The sequence below is a fragment of the Loktanella salsilacus genome (assembly GCF_024206795.1).
GTDB lineage: Bacteria > Pseudomonadota > Alphaproteobacteria > Rhodobacterales > Rhodobacteraceae > Loktanella > Loktanella salsilacus.
On the sequence record NZ_CP072994.1, the window covers coordinates 1758405 to 1774296 of the forward strand.

At 60.6% G+C, this 15892-nt stretch carries 17 protein-coding genes; 10 read left to right on the forward strand and 7 right to left on the reverse strand.

Annotated elements, in window-relative coordinates; translation table 11 throughout:
- The 3 genes from argS to KBW81_RS08635 all read right to left on the reverse strand — a co-directional run bounded on the left by argS (window position 1) and on the right by KBW81_RS08635 (window position 4823).
- Window positions 1–1743, reverse strand: a complete 1743-nt coding sequence (gene argS, locus KBW81_RS08625; protein ID WP_090187659.1) for an arginine--tRNA ligase — start codon at window positions 1741–1743, stop codon at window positions 1–3.
- 70 nt (window positions 1744–1813) lie between these two features.
- Window positions 1814–3661 (reverse strand): cation:proton antiporter, encoded by a 1848-nt coding sequence (locus KBW81_RS08630; protein WP_254246895.1) that lies wholly within the window; start codon window positions 3659–3661, stop codon window positions 1814–1816.
- Complete coding sequence (locus tag KBW81_RS08635; protein WP_254246896.1) at window positions 3651–4823, reverse strand: deoxyguanosinetriphosphate triphosphohydrolase; 1173 nt, start codon at window positions 4821–4823, stop codon at window positions 3651–3653. The genes KBW81_RS08630 and KBW81_RS08635 overlap by 11 nt, the downstream gene beginning before the upstream one ends.
- Before the next feature lie 70 nt (window positions 4824–4893).
- Here KBW81_RS08635 and KBW81_RS08640 point away from each other — a divergent pair, with 70 nt between their 5' ends.
- The 3 genes from KBW81_RS08640 to KBW81_RS08650 all read left to right on the forward strand — a co-directional run bounded on the left by KBW81_RS08640 (window position 4894) and on the right by KBW81_RS08650 (window position 6561).
- Window positions 4894–5220 (forward strand): HesB/IscA family protein, encoded by a 327-nt coding sequence (locus tag KBW81_RS08640; RefSeq protein WP_254246897.1) that lies wholly within the window; start codon window positions 4894–4896, stop codon window positions 5218–5220.
- Window positions 5221–5461: 241 nt separating this feature from the next.
- On the forward strand, window positions 5462–6241 hold the full coding sequence (xth, locus tag KBW81_RS08645; RefSeq protein ID WP_254246898.1) for an exodeoxyribonuclease III: 780 nt from the start codon (window positions 5462–5464) through the stop codon (window positions 6239–6241).
- Window positions 6242–6318: 77 nt separating this feature from the next.
- Window positions 6319–6561 carry a hypothetical protein gene (locus tag KBW81_RS08650; protein WP_254246899.1) on the forward strand — a complete coding sequence of 81 codons (243 nt, stop codon included), beginning with the start codon at window positions 6319–6321 and terminating at the stop codon, window positions 6559–6561.
- Here the strand turns inward: KBW81_RS08650 and KBW81_RS08655 are convergent.
- Both KBW81_RS08655 and dksA read right to left on the reverse strand, forming a co-directional pair.
- A complete protein-coding gene (locus KBW81_RS08655) occupies window positions 6558–7697 on the reverse strand; it encodes an FAD-dependent oxidoreductase (RefSeq protein WP_254246900.1) in 1140 nt (379 codons plus the stop codon). The two genes, KBW81_RS08650 and KBW81_RS08655, sit on opposite strands and share 4 nt — an antisense overlap.
- A complete protein-coding gene (gene dksA / locus KBW81_RS08660) occupies window positions 7663–8085 on the reverse strand; it encodes an RNA polymerase-binding protein DksA (protein ID WP_090187648.1) in 423 nt (140 codons plus the stop codon). Before dksA ends, KBW81_RS08655 begins: the two co-directional genes overlap by 35 nt.
- A 225-nt stretch (window positions 8086–8310) precedes the next feature.
- Here dksA and KBW81_RS08665 point away from each other — a divergent pair, with 225 nt between their 5' ends.
- The 7 genes from KBW81_RS08665 to KBW81_RS08695 all read left to right on the forward strand — a co-directional run bounded on the left by KBW81_RS08665 (window position 8311) and on the right by KBW81_RS08695 (window position 13999).
- Window positions 8311–9156: an AAA family ATPase gene (locus KBW81_RS08665; RefSeq protein WP_254246901.1), complete on the forward strand. Its 846-nt coding sequence runs from the start codon at window positions 8311–8313 to the stop codon at window positions 9154–9156.
- Between the two features lie 346 nt (window positions 9157–9502).
- Window positions 9503–10843: a DUF2927 domain-containing protein gene (locus tag KBW81_RS08670; RefSeq protein ID WP_090187643.1), complete on the forward strand. Its 1341-nt coding sequence runs from the start codon at window positions 9503–9505 to the stop codon at window positions 10841–10843.
- A gap of 18 nt (window positions 10844–10861) precedes the next feature.
- Window positions 10862–11035 (forward strand): hypothetical protein, encoded by a 174-nt coding sequence (locus KBW81_RS08675; protein ID WP_175499214.1) that lies wholly within the window; start codon window positions 10862–10864, stop codon window positions 11033–11035.
- A complete protein-coding gene (locus KBW81_RS08680) occupies window positions 11036–12220 on the forward strand; it encodes a vWA domain-containing protein (RefSeq protein WP_254246902.1) in 1185 nt (394 codons plus the stop codon). It begins immediately after the preceding gene.
- A gap of 66 nt (window positions 12221–12286) precedes the next feature.
- The gene (locus tag KBW81_RS08685) at window positions 12287–12658 is read left to right on the forward strand and encodes a hypothetical protein (RefSeq protein WP_254246903.1); all 372 of its coding nucleotides are present in this window, start codon (window positions 12287–12289) and stop codon (window positions 12656–12658) included.
- Complete coding sequence (locus tag KBW81_RS08690) at window positions 12655–13260, forward strand: DedA family protein (RefSeq protein WP_090187638.1); 606 nt, start codon at window positions 12655–12657, stop codon at window positions 13258–13260. Before KBW81_RS08685 ends, KBW81_RS08690 begins: the two co-directional genes overlap by 4 nt.
- Before the next feature lie 55 nt (window positions 13261–13315).
- Window positions 13316–13999 carry a M48 family metallopeptidase gene (locus tag KBW81_RS08695; RefSeq protein ID WP_254246904.1) on the forward strand — a complete coding sequence of 228 codons (684 nt, stop codon included), beginning with the start codon at window positions 13316–13318 and terminating at the stop codon, window positions 13997–13999.
- Window positions 14000–14056: 57 nt separating this feature from the next.
- On the opposite strand, the gene KBW81_RS08700 is transcribed toward KBW81_RS08695, so the two are convergent.
- Both KBW81_RS08700 and KBW81_RS08705 read right to left on the reverse strand, forming a co-directional pair.
- On the reverse strand, window positions 14057–14596 hold the full coding sequence (locus KBW81_RS08700) for an RSP_2648 family PIN domain-containing protein (RefSeq protein ID WP_254246905.1): 540 nt from the start codon (window positions 14594–14596) through the stop codon (window positions 14057–14059).
- 14 nt (window positions 14597–14610) lie between these two features.
- A complete protein-coding gene (locus tag KBW81_RS08705; protein WP_245754160.1) occupies window positions 14611–15807 on the reverse strand; it encodes an RSP_2647 family RNA methyltransferase in 1197 nt (398 codons plus the stop codon).
- Window positions 15808–15892 lie beyond the last annotated feature (85 nt).

Genomic DNA, 15892 nt, shown 5'->3' on the forward strand with positions numbered 1-15892 from the left:
TTAGCGCATCTCTTCGGCCGGTGTGACGCCAAGGATACCCAAACCACCTGCGATCACAACCTGAACAGCCCGGATCAGCGCAATCTTGGCCTGCGATGTTGCATTGTCGCCATCCTGAATGAAGCGCAGATCAGTCTCTGCGTTGCCCAAATTCCACAAACCATGCAGGTCAGAGGCCAGATCGTACAGGTAAAACGCGATCTTATGCGGCTCGTGGCCTTTTGCCGCGATTTCCACCATGCGCGGCCATTCGGCGACTTTACGCGCAACGGCAAGCTCTGCCGCGTGGTTCAGCTTGGTCAGATCAGCGCCGGCCAGCGTGGCATCATCCACCGCGATCCCCGCCTCGCGCGCCTTGCGCAGGACAGAGTTCACGCGGGCATGGGCGTATTGCACATAGAAAACCGGGTTGTCCTTGGACTGTTCGGTCACTTTTGCAAAGTCGAAATCCAGCGGCGCGTCGTTCTTGCGCGTCAGCATGTGGAACCGGGTCACATCGGCACCGACCTCGTCCACCACGTCAGACAGGGTAATGAACGTCCCTGCCCGCTTGGACATCTTGAACGGCTCGCCATTTTTCGACAGCTTGACCAATTGCGTCAGCTTCACATCCAGCGGCACGCGGCCACCCGACAGCGCGGAAACCGCCGCCTTCATCCGTTTGACATAGCCGCCATGGTCCGCGCCAAAGACGTCGATCAGCGAGTCAAAGCCGCGTTCGATCTTGTCATAGTGATACGCGATATCGGGCGCGAAATAGGTCCAAGCCCCGTCAGATTTCTGCACAGGCCGGTCAACATCATCGCCGTGTTCCGTGGACTTGAACAGCGTCTGCTCGCGCGGCTCCCAATCTTCGGGCATCTTGCCCTTGGGCGGCTCTAGCGTGCCGCGATAAATCAGGCCAGCAGCGTCCAGTTGGGCGATGGCTTTTTCAATCTTGCCGGTGCCGTACAGCGACTTTTCCGAATAGAAGTTGTCCATCGTGATGTTCAACTTGGCCAAGTCCGACCGGATCAGGTCCATCATGGCTTCGGTCGCGAACAGGCGCACCTCTTGCAGCCAGACATCCTCTGGCGCGTCCAGCCAGATATCGCCGACCTTGGCCTTCAGCGCCTCGCCGACGTCGATCAGATAATCGCCGGGATAGGTGCCCTCTGGCCAATCGACGGACAGATCATGCGCCTCTTGATACCGCAGATAGACCGACCGCGCGAGGACATCGACCTGCGCGCCGCCATCGTTAATATAATATTCACGGGTCACGTCATAACCCGCGTAGTCCAGCAGGCTGGCCAGCGCGTCGCCAAAGACGGCGCCGCGCGTGTGACCCACATGCAGCGGGCCCGTGGGGTTGGCAGACACGTATTCCACCAACACCTTTTCCTGCCCGCCCATCGTGCTGCGGCCAAAACCCGGATCGGTCAAAGCGTTAACCACCAGCCCCTGCCAGACCGTATCGGCCAGCCGCAGGTTCAGGAAACCGGGGCCTGCAATATCGACGCTTGCGACCCGCGGATCGTCTGTCAGCCGCGCGGCAAGCGCGTCTGCAATGTCACGCGGCTTCATGCCAGCGGGTTTCGCTAGCACCATCGCGGCGTTCGTCGCCATATCGCCATGACCTGCATCGCGCGGCGGCTCGACAGACACGGCATCGGTGGCCAGGCCGGCAGGCAGAAGTCCGTCTCGCTCCATCCCGGCCAGCGTGTCGATGACAAGGGTGCGCAGGTCGGCAAAGATGTTCATGGCATTAGCTTTCGTTCAGTGATCGTGGCGGTCATACCACCGCCACGGCAAAGGTCAACGCAGGCTGGCGTTACGCACTTGCTGGCGGCTGGACTGCGGGGGTGCCGTCCTCGGCCGCCTCTGGCGGGCGCAAGGCGATGATCCGGGTGTCCGGCACGCCGCGCATATCGGCCGGATCGGACAGCATTTTGAACTCTCCGTTCGGCAAAATACGCGCGACCAGATGGGATGCGGGCCGCTTGTCGATCCAGTGTTGCAGCGTGAACTCTTCGGTCAGGCGGGTGATGCGGAACGTCCAGCCTTGGTTCACAAGGCGGTTCATTTCATCAAAAGTCGCGCCATGGGCAAAGGTGCGCCCGCCCAGCGTCGCAGGCAGCGCATGCCGCGCCGAGTCGGTCTTGGTGCGGGCGACCTGAAACACGCTTTCGCGGCCAAATTCCGGCGCAAGGTCAGTGGCAACCAGCGTATTATAGGCGTCGTTGTCCGTCGCCGCGAGCAAAGTCGCGTAGCTGACCAGTTCTAACCGCTGCTCTGCCCCCTCGGACAAAATATCGCCCGAGAATGTCGCAATCCCCGCCGCCCGCGCCGCGCGCAGGTGGCCAAAGTTGGGATCGGTCATCAGCACTGGCACCTCTGCCTTGATCAAGGCCTCTGCCAATGCAGTCGTCCACGTCGAACCGCCGATGATCACAACACCCGGATTGCCTGCGCCTGTCAGGCCCAAAAACTGCGCAAACGGCTTGAGCGTAAAGCCGTGCAACACCACTGTCGCCGCGACCAGCACAAAGGCCAGCGGGCCAATCAGGGCTGCATCCTCGAACCCCAGCGCCAGTAGACGTTCGGCGAACAGCCCCGCCACCGCAACCAGCACAACGCCGCGCGGGCCGGTAAAGGCGATCAACACCTGTTCGCGCCACGGAATGCCCGAACCCCAAAGCGAGGCAAAGACAGTCACGGGCCGGGCGACAAAAATAATCAACCCGACAAAGATAACAGAGCGCCATGTCAGCAGTCCCAGCGCCCCAAAATCAAGGTTCGCCGCCAGCAGGATAAACACGCCCGACACCAGCAGGATCGTCGCGTGTTCCTTGAAACGGCGCAACTCTTCGTAGGATGGCAAGTTTGCATTCGCGATCACGATACCCATCACCGTTACAGCCAGCAGCCCGCTTTCGTGCAGCACCGCGTCCGAAATTCCAAAGATCCCCAGCAGCAAAGCAAACAGGATCGACACCTTCATATACTCCGGCACCCAGCCGCGCCGGAACGCAGCCGCAAGGCCGTAGCCCGCCGCCAGACCAAGCGCGAGGGCAAAGCCGATTCCGACCCCGAGTTCCCAGATTGCGCCGCCAACGGTTTCAGCTGTGTTAATGACCAAGACAACTTCGAAGGCCAAAACGGCAGCCATGGCGCCGATAGGATCGTTAACGATCGCCTCCCATTGCAACAACTGGGATGGGCGGCGCGACAGACGCGCCGTGCGCAGCAAGGGCGCGATCACGGTGGGGCCTGTGACGATGAGAATGCCGCCAAAGACCCACGACGAAGACCACGTGAGCCCCGCGCCATAGTGCAATGTTAACATTGACAAAACCCACCCGAGCGGTGCGCCGATAAAGACGAGCCGCCGCACTCCGACCGCCGCATCCAGCAGCTGGTGAAAGTTCAGCGTCAAGCCACCCTCGAACAGGATAATTGCCACAGCAATCGCGATGATAGGCCCCATCAGCGGGCCAATGTCGCGTGCCGGATCAAAGATGCCCAGAACGGGGCCAATCACGATTCCGGCGACAAGCATCAAGACGATGGCGGGCATGCGCAAACGCCACGCAAGCCATTGCGATCCCACACCAAGTCCGCCGACAAGCGCGATTGCAATAACGGGGCTTAGCGCGCCGGGAACGGTCTCAATGGCCATCGGTGACTCCTGGTGGAACGTCGGTGCCGCCGATCAGGCGGGCATGTTCTTGGATTGCGAAACGGTCTGTCATGCCAGCGATGTAGTCCGCTACAATTCTTGCCAAGGCTTCATCGCTCTGCGCCTCGGCCACTTCTTTGCGCCACTGCTTTGGCAGCTCGCCCGGATTGTGCAGATAAAATGGGAACAGTTCGTCAATCATATGCGTGACCGCATGGCGCATTTCGACGACGGCCGGGGCGCGATACATGCGTTCAAACAAGAACTTACGGATCACTTTTAAATCTTTCCACAGCGCAGGAGAGAACTGGATCATCATCCGCCCGGCGTTGCGAATATCGGCCACCGTCGCAGGGTTAAAATCGGCCAAATTTTTGCGGCTGACGTCAATGACGTCTTCGACCAGCACACCAAAGAACCGGCGCAGCGCCTCGTGGCGGCGGCGGTAATAGTTCAAGCCGGGATAAAGCGCGTCGACGCGGGCAAAACAGTCCTTGAGGATTGGCATCTCAGCCAGCTCGTCGGTGCTAAACAGTTCTGCACGAAGACCGTCGTGTAAGTCATGGTTATTATACGCAATATCATCTGACAGGGCCGCGACCTGCGCCTCTGCGCTGGCATGGGTGTCCAGCTCTAGATCATGTCGCTGGTTGTAGGCAGTCAGCGCCCATGGATAAGGTTTTGGCACCGGGCCATTGTGCTTGGCGATGCCTTCCAGCGTCTCCCACGTCAGGTTCAGACCGTCCCATTCGGCGTAGTGCCGCTCTAGATCGGTCACAATCCGTAGCGCCTGCGCATTGTGGTCAAAGCCGCCGTAAGGCTGCATGAGGCGGTCAAGCGCCTCCTCTCCGGTGTGACCAAAGGGGGTGTGGCCAAGGTCGTGGGCCAGCGCGACAGCCTCTGTCAGCTCTGCGTTCAGGTCCAGCGCGGCGGCGACGGTGCGGGCGACTTGCGCGACCTCGATCGAGTGGGTCAGGCGCGTGCGGAAATAATCGCCTTCATGTTCGATAAACACTTGGGTCTTATGCTTCAGCCTGCGGAACGCGCTTGCGTGGATGATCCGGTCCCGATCCCGTTGAAAGGGCGAGCGAAAATGACTTTCCTCTTCAGGGTAAAGCCGTCCGCGTGCGGCGGCGGGATCTGTCGCATATGGGGCTGCCATGATGTTGCCTGCTTGTGACCTGTGCCTGTCCTTCCTATATTGAATGGAACCGCTGACCGATAGGTGCAACATGCTGACCCTGCCCCCAACCGTGACCCCCCGCGCCTTTGAACGGCTCGCCGAAATTGGCGCGTCTTCGCAGGGCAAGGCCCTGCGCGTTGCCGTCGAAGGTGGCGGATGTTCCGGATTTCAATACGAAATCGCGCTGGATGACGCGACAGTCGACGACCTAAAGCTAGAAGCCAGCGGAGAGACTGTGGTGATCGATTCTGTATCGCTGCCCTTCCTTGCTTCGGCCGTGATCGACTTTACCGAAGAATTGATTGGCGCACGTTTCGTGATCCAGAACCCGAATGCGACGTCGTCCTGCGGGTGCGGGACGTCATTTTCAATGTGATGTGATGCGACATCGTGGAACTATCTTTCACGCCATAATGTTGTTACAGTAATAACTGACCAGACGGAGACCGCCATGACTGCCATCATCGCCATCACCATTCTTGCCGGAATCGCCGCTGCTGCCGCAGCAGGCCAGGTTGCAGAGCAGCCTGTGCGCATCCCGGTCCGCGTGCGCGACGACCGCTGATCTTGTGCCGCGCCGCCGCCACCGTTAGCGTGGCGAAAAATTGGGGCGGCTTATGAAAATTGCGACTTTCAACATTAATGGCGTCAAAGCACGTATCGAAGAACTGACGACATGGCTGCAAGACAGCGCCCCTGATGTGGCGCTGCTGCAGGAAATCAAATCCGTCGACGACGGCTTTCCCCGACAAATCATCGAAGACCTTGGCTATAATGTTGAGACCCACGGACAAAAGGGGTTCAACGGCGTCGCCATTTTGTCCAAGCTTCCGCTGGAAGACGTCACGCGCGGGCTGCCCGGTGACGACGAAGACGAGCAAGCCCGCTGGATCGAGGCAACGGTCGTCGGCGACGTCGCGGTGCGGCTGTGCGGGTTGTATCTGCCGAACGGCAATCCTGCACCCGGGCCAAAGTTTGACTACAAGCTTGCCTGGATGGACCGGCTTCACGCCCGCGCCAAGGACCTGCTGGCGCAGGAAATGCCCGCTTTGATGGCGGGCGATTATAATATTATTCCGCAGGCCGAAGACGCCGCCCGCCCCGATGCGTGGCGCGAGGATGCGCTGTTTCGCCCTGACAGCCGCGCCGCGTTTCGCCGGATCGTAAACCTTGGGTTCACCGAAGGATTCCGCGCCCGCACCAGTGGGCCGGGGCATTATTCTTTTTGGGATTATCAGGCGGGTGCGTGGAACAAAAACGACGGCATCCGCATTGATCACATACTGATGACACCGCAATGCGCCGACCTGATGCGCGATTGCTATATCGAAAAAGACCTGCGCGGGCGGGAAAAACCGAGTGACCATGTCCCTGTTTGGGTCGACCTAGCGGCATAGGATAAGCTTTGCACCGTAAGTTATTGTTTTTCATATACCTTACGGTCGCAGCAGCACCTGCACAGGCGCAATGCCGTATGGCAGCAGCCGGGGCCTGCGTGTCAGTCCCGATTAAAAAATTGCCGCCTCCGGTCACGATTGGAGAGGTCATTCAAAAGGGTAAATATTCCATGGTCATGGATGCCCGCTGGTACGGCCTGCCACCTGCGCAGGATGGCTGGGTGTATTTCAGGATTGAACGGGACGTCTACCGCGTAGACTATGTCACTATGACTGTGCTGGAACGCGCCACAGCAGAGACGGGCCGCAACTGGCCCTAAGCCGTTGCGTCGTAACCGTAAAGCCAGTCCATCCGGCCAATGAAGGCCCCCGGCGCGACCAGCCCCAACCCCTTTAGTCCCAGATGCGCGACCCGGCGGCGCGCGCCGCGCAGGTGGTAGTTTCCGGCATTCGCACTGGCGGCTGTAATCGCGCGGCGCACGCGGGGTTGGCGCAACGCTTGGTACCGCGGCAGGCCAGCAATTAACCCATGCAGCGCAAGCTGGCGCGCCAGAGCCGCAGCGTCTTCTAATGCCAGATTTGCCCCCTGCGCCAGAAATGGCAGCGTTGGATGGGCAGCGTCACCGACAAGGGCAACGCGGTCCGTCACCCATACCGGTGCGACGGGATGCTGGAACAGGCCCCAAAGGTTCGGATTTTCAACCTGCATCAGGATGGATTGCAACGCACCGCAGCCGTCAGAAAAAGCCTCGCGCAGATGCGCGGGCTCGTCCGGGTGGTGCCAGCCTTCGTCGGCCCAGTCGCTGCGTTCTTGCACGGCCACGATATTCAGTCGCCCGCCGGGCAGCGGATAGGTCACGACATGGCGGCGCGGCAGCATCCAGATGCGGGCCTCAGGCGCGGCCTCTGCCTTGATCACAGCACGCCAAGCGACTTGGCCGGTAAATTTGGGCGTCGCATCGCCGTTGAGCATGCCCCGCGTCACAGACCGGATGCCGTCAGCCCCGATGACCAAATCAGCCTCTGGCAGGTCTTCGGCGCGGTTGTTCAGCACGATCTGGACACCGCGCCGGTGGCAGGCCGTGGCGAGCATGTCGATAAGATCGGACCGCGCGACAAAGCGGTACGCCGGGTCCTGCGCGGACAGATCAAAGCGCGTGACAGCGCGCCCCGTCAGCCCGTCCATCGGCACCACGGCCTGGGCGGGCAAACCGGCAGCCTCCAGCGCCTCGGTCAAGCCAAGCCAGTTCAGAACACGCGCGCCGTTGGGGGTGATTTGCAGACCTGCGCCGACCTCTGCAATTGCGGGGGCCTGTTCGTAAACAACAACGCTGGCCCCCTGCATCGCAAGGGCCAGCGCTGTGGACAATCCGCCTATGCCGCCGCCAATGACGGCGACATGGGAATGGGCAATCATCTGATCAGTCGTCGCGGTGCACTTTTTCGCGGCGCTCATGGCGTTCCTGCGCTTCGAGCGACATCGTGGCGATGGGACGTGCGTCCAGACGCTTCAGGCTGATCGGCTCGCCGGTCATAGAGCAGTAGCCAAATTCGCCTTCGTCGATGCGGCGCAGGGCGGCGTCGATCTTGGACACCAGCTTGCGCTGACGATCGCGGGTGCGCAGTTCAAGCGACCGATCGGTTTCTTCAGAGGCGCGGTCGGCCACGTCAGGAATGTTACGGGTCTGATCCTTCATACCGGCGACGGTGTCGCGGGTGTCTTCCATCAGGTCGGATTTCCAGTTGAGCAGTTTGCGTCGGAAATATTCGACCTGACGCTCGTTCATGAATGGCTCGTCTTCGGCCGGCGTATAATTGTCCGGCAGGAAGGTCTCTGCTTTCATATTGGTGTCCCCACTTGCGCCAGATACTTTAACGGCGGTAACTCCGGACATCTGGCAAACTCCCCTAGATTGGCGTCCGTTTACCCCCATCGGGCGAGTCTGTCACCCCCCTAAACGGCAGTGATACATACCAATTCGATCTAAAATTAACCCTTGGTAAACTTGGAATAACACTTGCCCCCCGCAGGGCAACACCACACCCTGCGCCAAAGACAGGAGATGCGAATGACCCAAGCCTTTACTGGCACCGACGCCTATGTCGCGACCGATGATCTGACAATGGCCGTGAATGCGGCGATCACCTTGCAGCGCCCTTTGCTGGTCAAAGGAGAGCCGGGCACCGGCAAGACAGAGCTGGCGCGACAAGTCAGCGCAGCACTGAATATGCCGATGATCGAATGGCACATCAAATCCACGACCCGCGCGCAGCAGGGCCTGTATGAATACGACGCCGTCAGCCGGCTGCGTGATAGCCAGCTTGGCGACGAACGCGTCAATGACGTCGCCAACTATATTAAACGCGGCAAGCTTTGGCAGGCGTTCACGGCCGAACATCGGTCCGTGCTGCTGATCGACGAGATCGACAAGGCCGATATCGAATTTCCAAACGATCTGCTGCAAGAGCTCGACCGGATGGAATTCCACGTCTACGAAACAGGCGAGACGGTGCGCGCCGCCGTGCGGCCCATCGTGATCATCACGTCCAACAACGAAAAGGAACTGCCAGACGCCTTTTTGCGGCGCTGCTTTTTCCACTACATCCGCTTTCCCGACATCGACACGATGCGCAAAATTGTCGCCGTGCATCATCCGGGGATCAAAGATGCCCTGCTGACGACCGCTTTGACGCAGTTTTACGAGTTGCGCGACACGGTAGGGTTAAAGAAAAAGCCGTCCACGTCAGAGGTGCTGGACTGGCTCAAACTGCTGCTGGCAGAGGACCTTTCGCCAGAGGATCTGCGGCGCGATTCGAAAAACGCCCTGCCCCGTTTGCATGGCGCGCTGCTGAAAAATGAACAGGATGTTCATTTGTTTGAACGCCTTGCATTTATGGCTCGCAGCGCCCGCTAAGACCGATAGATACGGTGCGCCCTACCCGCAGGGCGCACAAATCACCGCGCCTTTGCCGCAACCTCTGCTATCAATGAGGCAAGAATCGGTGCCGTGGACTCGATTCGTGACTGCGGTCCGGCCTTACGAAAGCCGCCTTTAAGCGTAATTCACGGCAATGCCGCAATCTAGGCGCGAAGATAACGCAGTCCTGCTGCACACAGGATCTGTACGTAAAGAGGAGAGCGATTTTGACTCAGGCACATTTGCTGCCCGCTATGCGCTGTTGTTTGGTGAGACTGGTAGCTGCTTCTGCGCGGCCCGCCGGTTTGTATTGCAATCACAGCGATGCGGGGGCGACGGCATCATGAACCGCGCGTCTACCTTTATGATGGCGGCGCTGCTGGCGTCTTGCTCTCCTGCTCCTGCGGCCCCGCCGACACGCGGCGCGACCGCCAGTGCGCTGCCAGCGATGCGCGGGTTCACGGACAATTACGTCGTGCCTGTCACCCGCAATAATCCCGAAATGGGACAGGACTTTTTGGACCTGTCGTTTCGCCTAGAAAGCGGCCGCGCTATCGCGGCCATGTCCCGTTTTGAAGGACCGATCAGCGTCCGCGTCGCACCGGGGGCGCCAGCCACCCTGATCGCTGATTTAGAATCGTTGCTGGGCCGTTTGCGCAAAGAGGCGGCGATCCCGATTAGTCGCACCGATCAGGCCGACGCCAATATCATCGTGCAGACCGTGCCGCAAAAAGCCTTGCAACGCGCGGTGCCGAATGCGGCCTGTTTCGTTGTACCAAACGTGCGCAACTGGGACGAATACCTTGCCATGCGCAAGACCAGCGCCGTCGACTGGACCGCGCTGCAGACCCGTACAAAGGCTGCGATCTTTATCCCCGCCGAAGCAGCCCCGCAGGAAATCCGCGATTGCCTGCACGAAGAATTGGCCCAAGCGCTGGGGCCACTCAACGATCTGTACCGCCTGCCCGACTCGGTCTTTAACGACGACAACATTCACGCCGTTCTGACCGGTTTTGACATGTTGATCCTGCGCGCGACCTATGCGCCCGAAATGCACAGCGGCATGAGCCGGCAGCAAGCATCCGACGTGATTGCGCCAGTGCTGGCGCGGCTGAACCCGGCAGGCCAACGCGGCGGCACCGGGGTCTTTCCAGACACATCGCGCGAATGGATTTCCGCAATTGAAGCGGCGCTGACCAATGCCTCTGCTGGGACGCGGCGTCAATCGGCAGAGCGCGCCGTGAATATGGCGCAGCAGTTCCGGTGGGGCGGCACCCGCGAAGGGTTCTCTTATTACGCGATGGGCCGTTTGCAGGTTGGCGTGAATGCATCCGCTGCGCTGGCCGCGTTTAACCGGGCCGACCAGATCTATAGCACCTCGCCATCGCTGCAAATTCACCGCGCCCATATCGCGGTGCAAAAGGCCGCCTTTACCCTATCTGCGGGCGATGCGGCAGGCACGATTAGTTTGGTGGATAGCGCTATTCCTATCGCACAGCGCCACCACAACGCTGCCCTGCTTGCGTTTTTGATGATGTTCAAAGCCGAGGCGCTGGACATGCAAGGTGACAGTGTCGCAGCCGAAGCGGTGCGGGTGGACAGTCTGGGATGGGCGCGATACGGCTTTGGCAGTGATGCAAATGTGCGCGCTCGCCTGGCGGAAGTCCGCGGGCTGCGCCCCTAGAAACAAAGGCGCAACCCGATGATCTTTCCCCTTGGCGGTATCATTATTGGTGCCCTGATCGGCGCAATCCGCGCGAAAAAGCGCGGCGGCACGGTCATGGATATGCTGCAATGGGGCACGGCCTTTGCGGTCATGCTGGGCATTGTCGGGCTGTTCGTGCTGGTTTTCATGCAGCGCGCCGCCGTCGCCTAGATGTTCCTGCGGTTCTTTGACAATCTGCGCAACCATGGTGTGCCGGTGTCGATCCGCGAGTTTCTGGCGTTCCTTGAGGGGATGAAAGCGGGCCTTGCGACCTATGATGTCGACGCGTTTTATCACCTTGGCCGCACGATCATGGTCAAAGATGAACGCCACATCGACCGCTATGATCGCGCCTTTGCCGCCAGCTTTGCCGGGCTCGAGGCAATCAGCGACCAACAGGTCATGGACGCCGTCGATATTCCCGCCGATTGGCTGGAAAAGCTGGCGGAAAAGCACCTGACCCCCGAAGAAAAGGCCGAAATCGAAGCGACCGGCGGCTTTGACGCGTTGATGGAGCGGCTCAAGCAGCGGCTGGCCGAGCAAAAAGAGCGCCATCAGGGCGGCAGCAAATGGGTTGGGACAGCGGGCACATCCCCCTTTGGCGCCTATGGTTACAATCCAGAAGGCGTGCGGATCGGCCAGAACGAAAGCCGGCATCAGCGCGCTGTGAAAGTCTGGGACAAACGCGAATTCCGCGATCTGGACGACACCGTCGATCTTGGCACCCGCAATATTAAAGTCGCGTTAAAGCGCCTGCGCAAATGGGCGCGGGACGGCGCGGAAGAAGAGCTTGATCTGGACGGCACGATCCAAAAGACGGCCGAACATGGCTATCTGGACGTGCAAACCCGGCCAGAGCGGCGCAATGCGGTTAAGGTGCTGCTTTTCTTAGACATTGGCGGCAGCATGGACCCGCACGTCAAGGTGGTGGAAGAGTTGTTCAGCGCCGCCCGCGCTGAATTCAAGCACATGCAGCACTTCTATTTCCACAACTGCCTGTATGAAGGCGTGTGGACCGACAACCGCCGCCGTTGGAACGCGCAGACGCCGACTTGGGATGTGCTGCGCAAGTATGGCTCTGATTACAAATGCATTTTCGTCGGCGACGCCAGCATGTCGCCCTATGAAATTGCCAGCCCCGGCGGCGCGAATGAACATTGGAACGCCGAGGCAGGTGCGGTCTGGCTGGACCGTGCGCGCCAGCAATGGCCCGCCCATGTCTGGATCAATCCCCTGCCCGAACGCTATTGGGGCCACACCCAATCGATCCAGATGATCCAGCAACTCTTTGGCCCCGGCCGGATGCAGCCCATGACCCTTGGCGGTATTGGCGCTGCGATGAAGTTGTTGACCTAAGCTGCGGCGGAATTAACCTGTTGTTGCGTTCTATACTGGCATGATCAGAACGATCAGGCCGCGCACATGGATAATATTATGATGATCCGCCACCTTTGGCAACACAACCGGGCGGCCTTGATCGCCTTTGCCATTGCCGTGGTGGCGCTGCTGTACTTTGGATTTCAGACGCTATCGCAGGCGCTGTATTGGAACGATCCTGCGCACCGCGATCAGGCGCTCGCGGGGTGGATGACGCCGCGCTATGTCGCCCAATCCTACCACATCCCGCCAGAGGTGTTTGTTCCCGCGCTATTTCTGGACCCCGCGCAAAAACCGCGCCGCAAATCGCTGGACGCGATTGCCAAAGAAAATGGCGTGACGCTGGACGACTTGCAGGTGCGTATCGACGCGGCTGTCACAGATTGGCGCAACGCCTTGGTGGAGCGCGAGAGATGAGCGATCTCGCCCTTGCCCTGATCGCCGATTACGGCGTGCCGATCCTGTTTTGCGTGACCTTCCTGTCCTGCCTCGCGCTGCCTGTGCCGTCGTCCTTGCTGATGCTGGCCTCTGGCGGCTTTGCCCAGACCGGGGACTTGTCGCTGATGGCGGTGATGATCGCAGCCTTTTCCGGCGCGGTACTGGGGGACAACAGCGGCTATTGGCTGGCGCGCGGCATGGGAACGCGTCTCAGCGACTGGTTGGCTGCGCGGCCGAAACGCGCAGCGATGCATCGCAAGGGGCAGGCCTTTATGAACCGCTGGGGCGGGTCGAGCGTGTTCTTCTCGTGCTGGTTGGTGGCACCGCTGGGGCCGTATATCAATTATGTCAGCGGGTTGACGCAGTTTTCGTGGCTGCGTTTTGCGCTATGGGGCATTGCCGGGGAAATCGTCTGGGTCAGCCTTTATGTTGGGCTTGGCTATAGTTTCGCGGACCGGGTTGCTGAACTTACGTCCTTGATGGGCAATGTGTCGGGATTGATCCTTGCGCTGGCGGCAGTAACACTGCTGGGGCTGTGGCTGCTGCGCGCGCGGCATAAGGCGGTGATGGCTACGGATTGACGCAAGGTGCCATGATGCCTTGGCAATTGCGCTGCTGTGCCCCCATATGGGTAACATGCTCAAGTTTACCCCCATCCTGCTCGCCCTTGCTTACGGCCTTGCGCTGTACCACTTTTCGGCGTGGCGCACGCGGCGAGAGCTGGACGGTGCATCCACCGAACTGGCTGATCCGCGCCTGCGCGCCTTGACGGACCGGATGGCGCAGGCGCTGGATATCAAACGGATCAAGGTGCACATTTACGAGGTCGCGATGGTCAATGGCCTTGCCGCGCCGGATGGCCGTATTTTTATCACGCGCGGGTTCTTTGACCGCTACCGCGCAGGCGAGGTCACGGCAGAGGAGCTGGCCAGCGTGATTGCGCACGAGTTGGGGCACGTCGCCCTTGGCCATTCGCGCCGCCGCATGACCGATTTCGCCGCGCAAAACGCGATGCGCACGGCGATTGCGATGGTGCTGAACCGGTTCTTGCCGGGCATTGGCGGCTGGATCGGCAACGGGCTGATGGCGCTGCTTGCCGCGCGGCTGTCGCGCGCGGACGAGTTTGAGGCGGATGCCTATGCCTCTGCCTTACTTGTGAAATGCGGGATCGGCACAGCGCCGCAGCAGTCGTTATTTCACAAGCTAGAGCACCTGACCGGAACCGCAGGTAAAGGCACGCCTGCTTGGATGCTGAGCCACCCCAAAACCGCTCTGCGCATTGCCGCCATCCAGCAGAACGAGGCGCGCTGGAACACGTAACGCCGGCAATTTTTCGTCGAAAAATTGGAGTCTTCCGAATTTTCGACGAAAATTCGGCTACATTAGCCTTTTGCCAAAACGCGGCAGGCGGGCTTTTTTCATCAGGGCGCGGATGGTCCAAGGTTCTGGTGAGAGCCGGTTCGCCTCCGCCAAGACTTTGTGCGCGATATCGCTGACGACCTGAGGCGCTTCGTCATGCAGGCGCAGCAGAAACCCGTCGGGATCAGCGCGGAACAGGTCTTCTTCGGCCAGCAGATTGCCGGGAAAATCCTTGGCGTTCATGGTCAGGATCGCATCGCAATGTCCCGCAACGGCGGCAGCCAAAACGTGGATGTCATCCACGTCCGGCAGCCACAGCCGTCGCAGCATACCATCGTCCGGCGTCACAGAGGCTCGGGGGAATTGCGCGGTCAGCGTCGCGATTTCGCCGCGGGCAAAGACTTCGGCCTCTGGTCCCAGTTTGACCGTCGCCCGCGCCCATTCTTCCAAGATGCGCGGCGACCAGCAGGGCTGAAACAGCCCTGCTGATGCGCAACCGATCAGCACTTCGCGCATCACGGTTGGATATAGAACGCAGGCGTCAAGAAGGACCTTCACAGGCAGGGCCCCCCCTATAGCCGGAACGTCACCGCTTTCAGATAGCCGCTTTCGGCCAGATGCGGCAGCAGCGGGTGGTCCGGCCCGGCAAAGCCAGTCTGGATCACCTGGCTACGCCGACCAGCGCGGCCGATACCGCGGGCAGAGGCATTGCGGAACCGCGTCAGATCAGCGGCATGGCTGCACGAACACACCATCAGATAGCCGCCATCAGCGACCAGCGTGGCCGCCAGACGGGCAATCCGCTCGTAGGCGCGCAAACCGGCCTCGAGCGAGGATTTGTTCGGCGCAAAAGCAGGCGGATCGCAGACGACCAGATCGAACTGCGCGCCCTCTTCGGCCAACGCGGCCAGTGTGTCAAAGGCGTCGCCCTTGCGCGTGGTGAACTTGTCCGACACGCCCATCGCGGCCGCGCCTTGATCGGCCAGCGCCAGTGCAGGCTCTGATCCGTCCACGGCCAGCACAGATGCCGCCCCGCCTGCCAAAGCGGCAAGGCCAAAGCCGCCGACGTGGCTGAACATATCCAACACCCGCGCGCCGCGCGACAGGCTGGCGGCAAAGGCGTGGTTCGGGCGTTGGTCAAAGAACAGGCCGGTCTTTTGCCCGCCCATCAGGTCGGCCATATAGGTCGCGCCATTCATCGGCACCGGGATCGCTGCCGTCGGCGCATCGCCGCGCAGAATGCCCATGCGGTCGTCAAGCCCTTCAAGGCTGCGCGCGCGGCCAGAAGCGTTCATCACAACCGTGGTCACACCCGTCACCTGCACCAATGCATCGCACAGCGGCTCGATCAGCGCATCGGCCCAGGCGGCGTTCGGCTGGATCACAGCGGTATCGCCAAAGCGGTCGATGACGACGCCGGGCAGGCCGTCGGCCTCTGCATGGACAAGGCGATAGAAGGGCGCGTCATAGATCCGCTCGCGGTGGATCAGCGCGCGGGTCAGCTTGGCAGCGAACCAAGCAGTGTCGATCACCGCTTCTGTGTCGCGGTCAATCATCCGGCAGATGATCTTTGACGCCGGGTTCACGGTGACAAGGCCCAGCGGCACGCGGTTGGCGTCCTCTAGTACGGCAAGCGCACCAGCGGTCAGCCCGCGTGTGCGGCGGTCAGTGACCAGTTCATTGGCATAGACCCAAGGGAAGCCGTGGCGGATTGCGCGGGCATCCCCTTTTGGGGTCAGGCGGACGGTGGGATAAGAGGGCATATTCATGAGCATTGCTTTAACTTGCGCAGGCGGCCTACGCCAGTGGCCAGTTTTAGCCGCAGCTGGGCCCGAAAGGGTCGAAAATCAACCT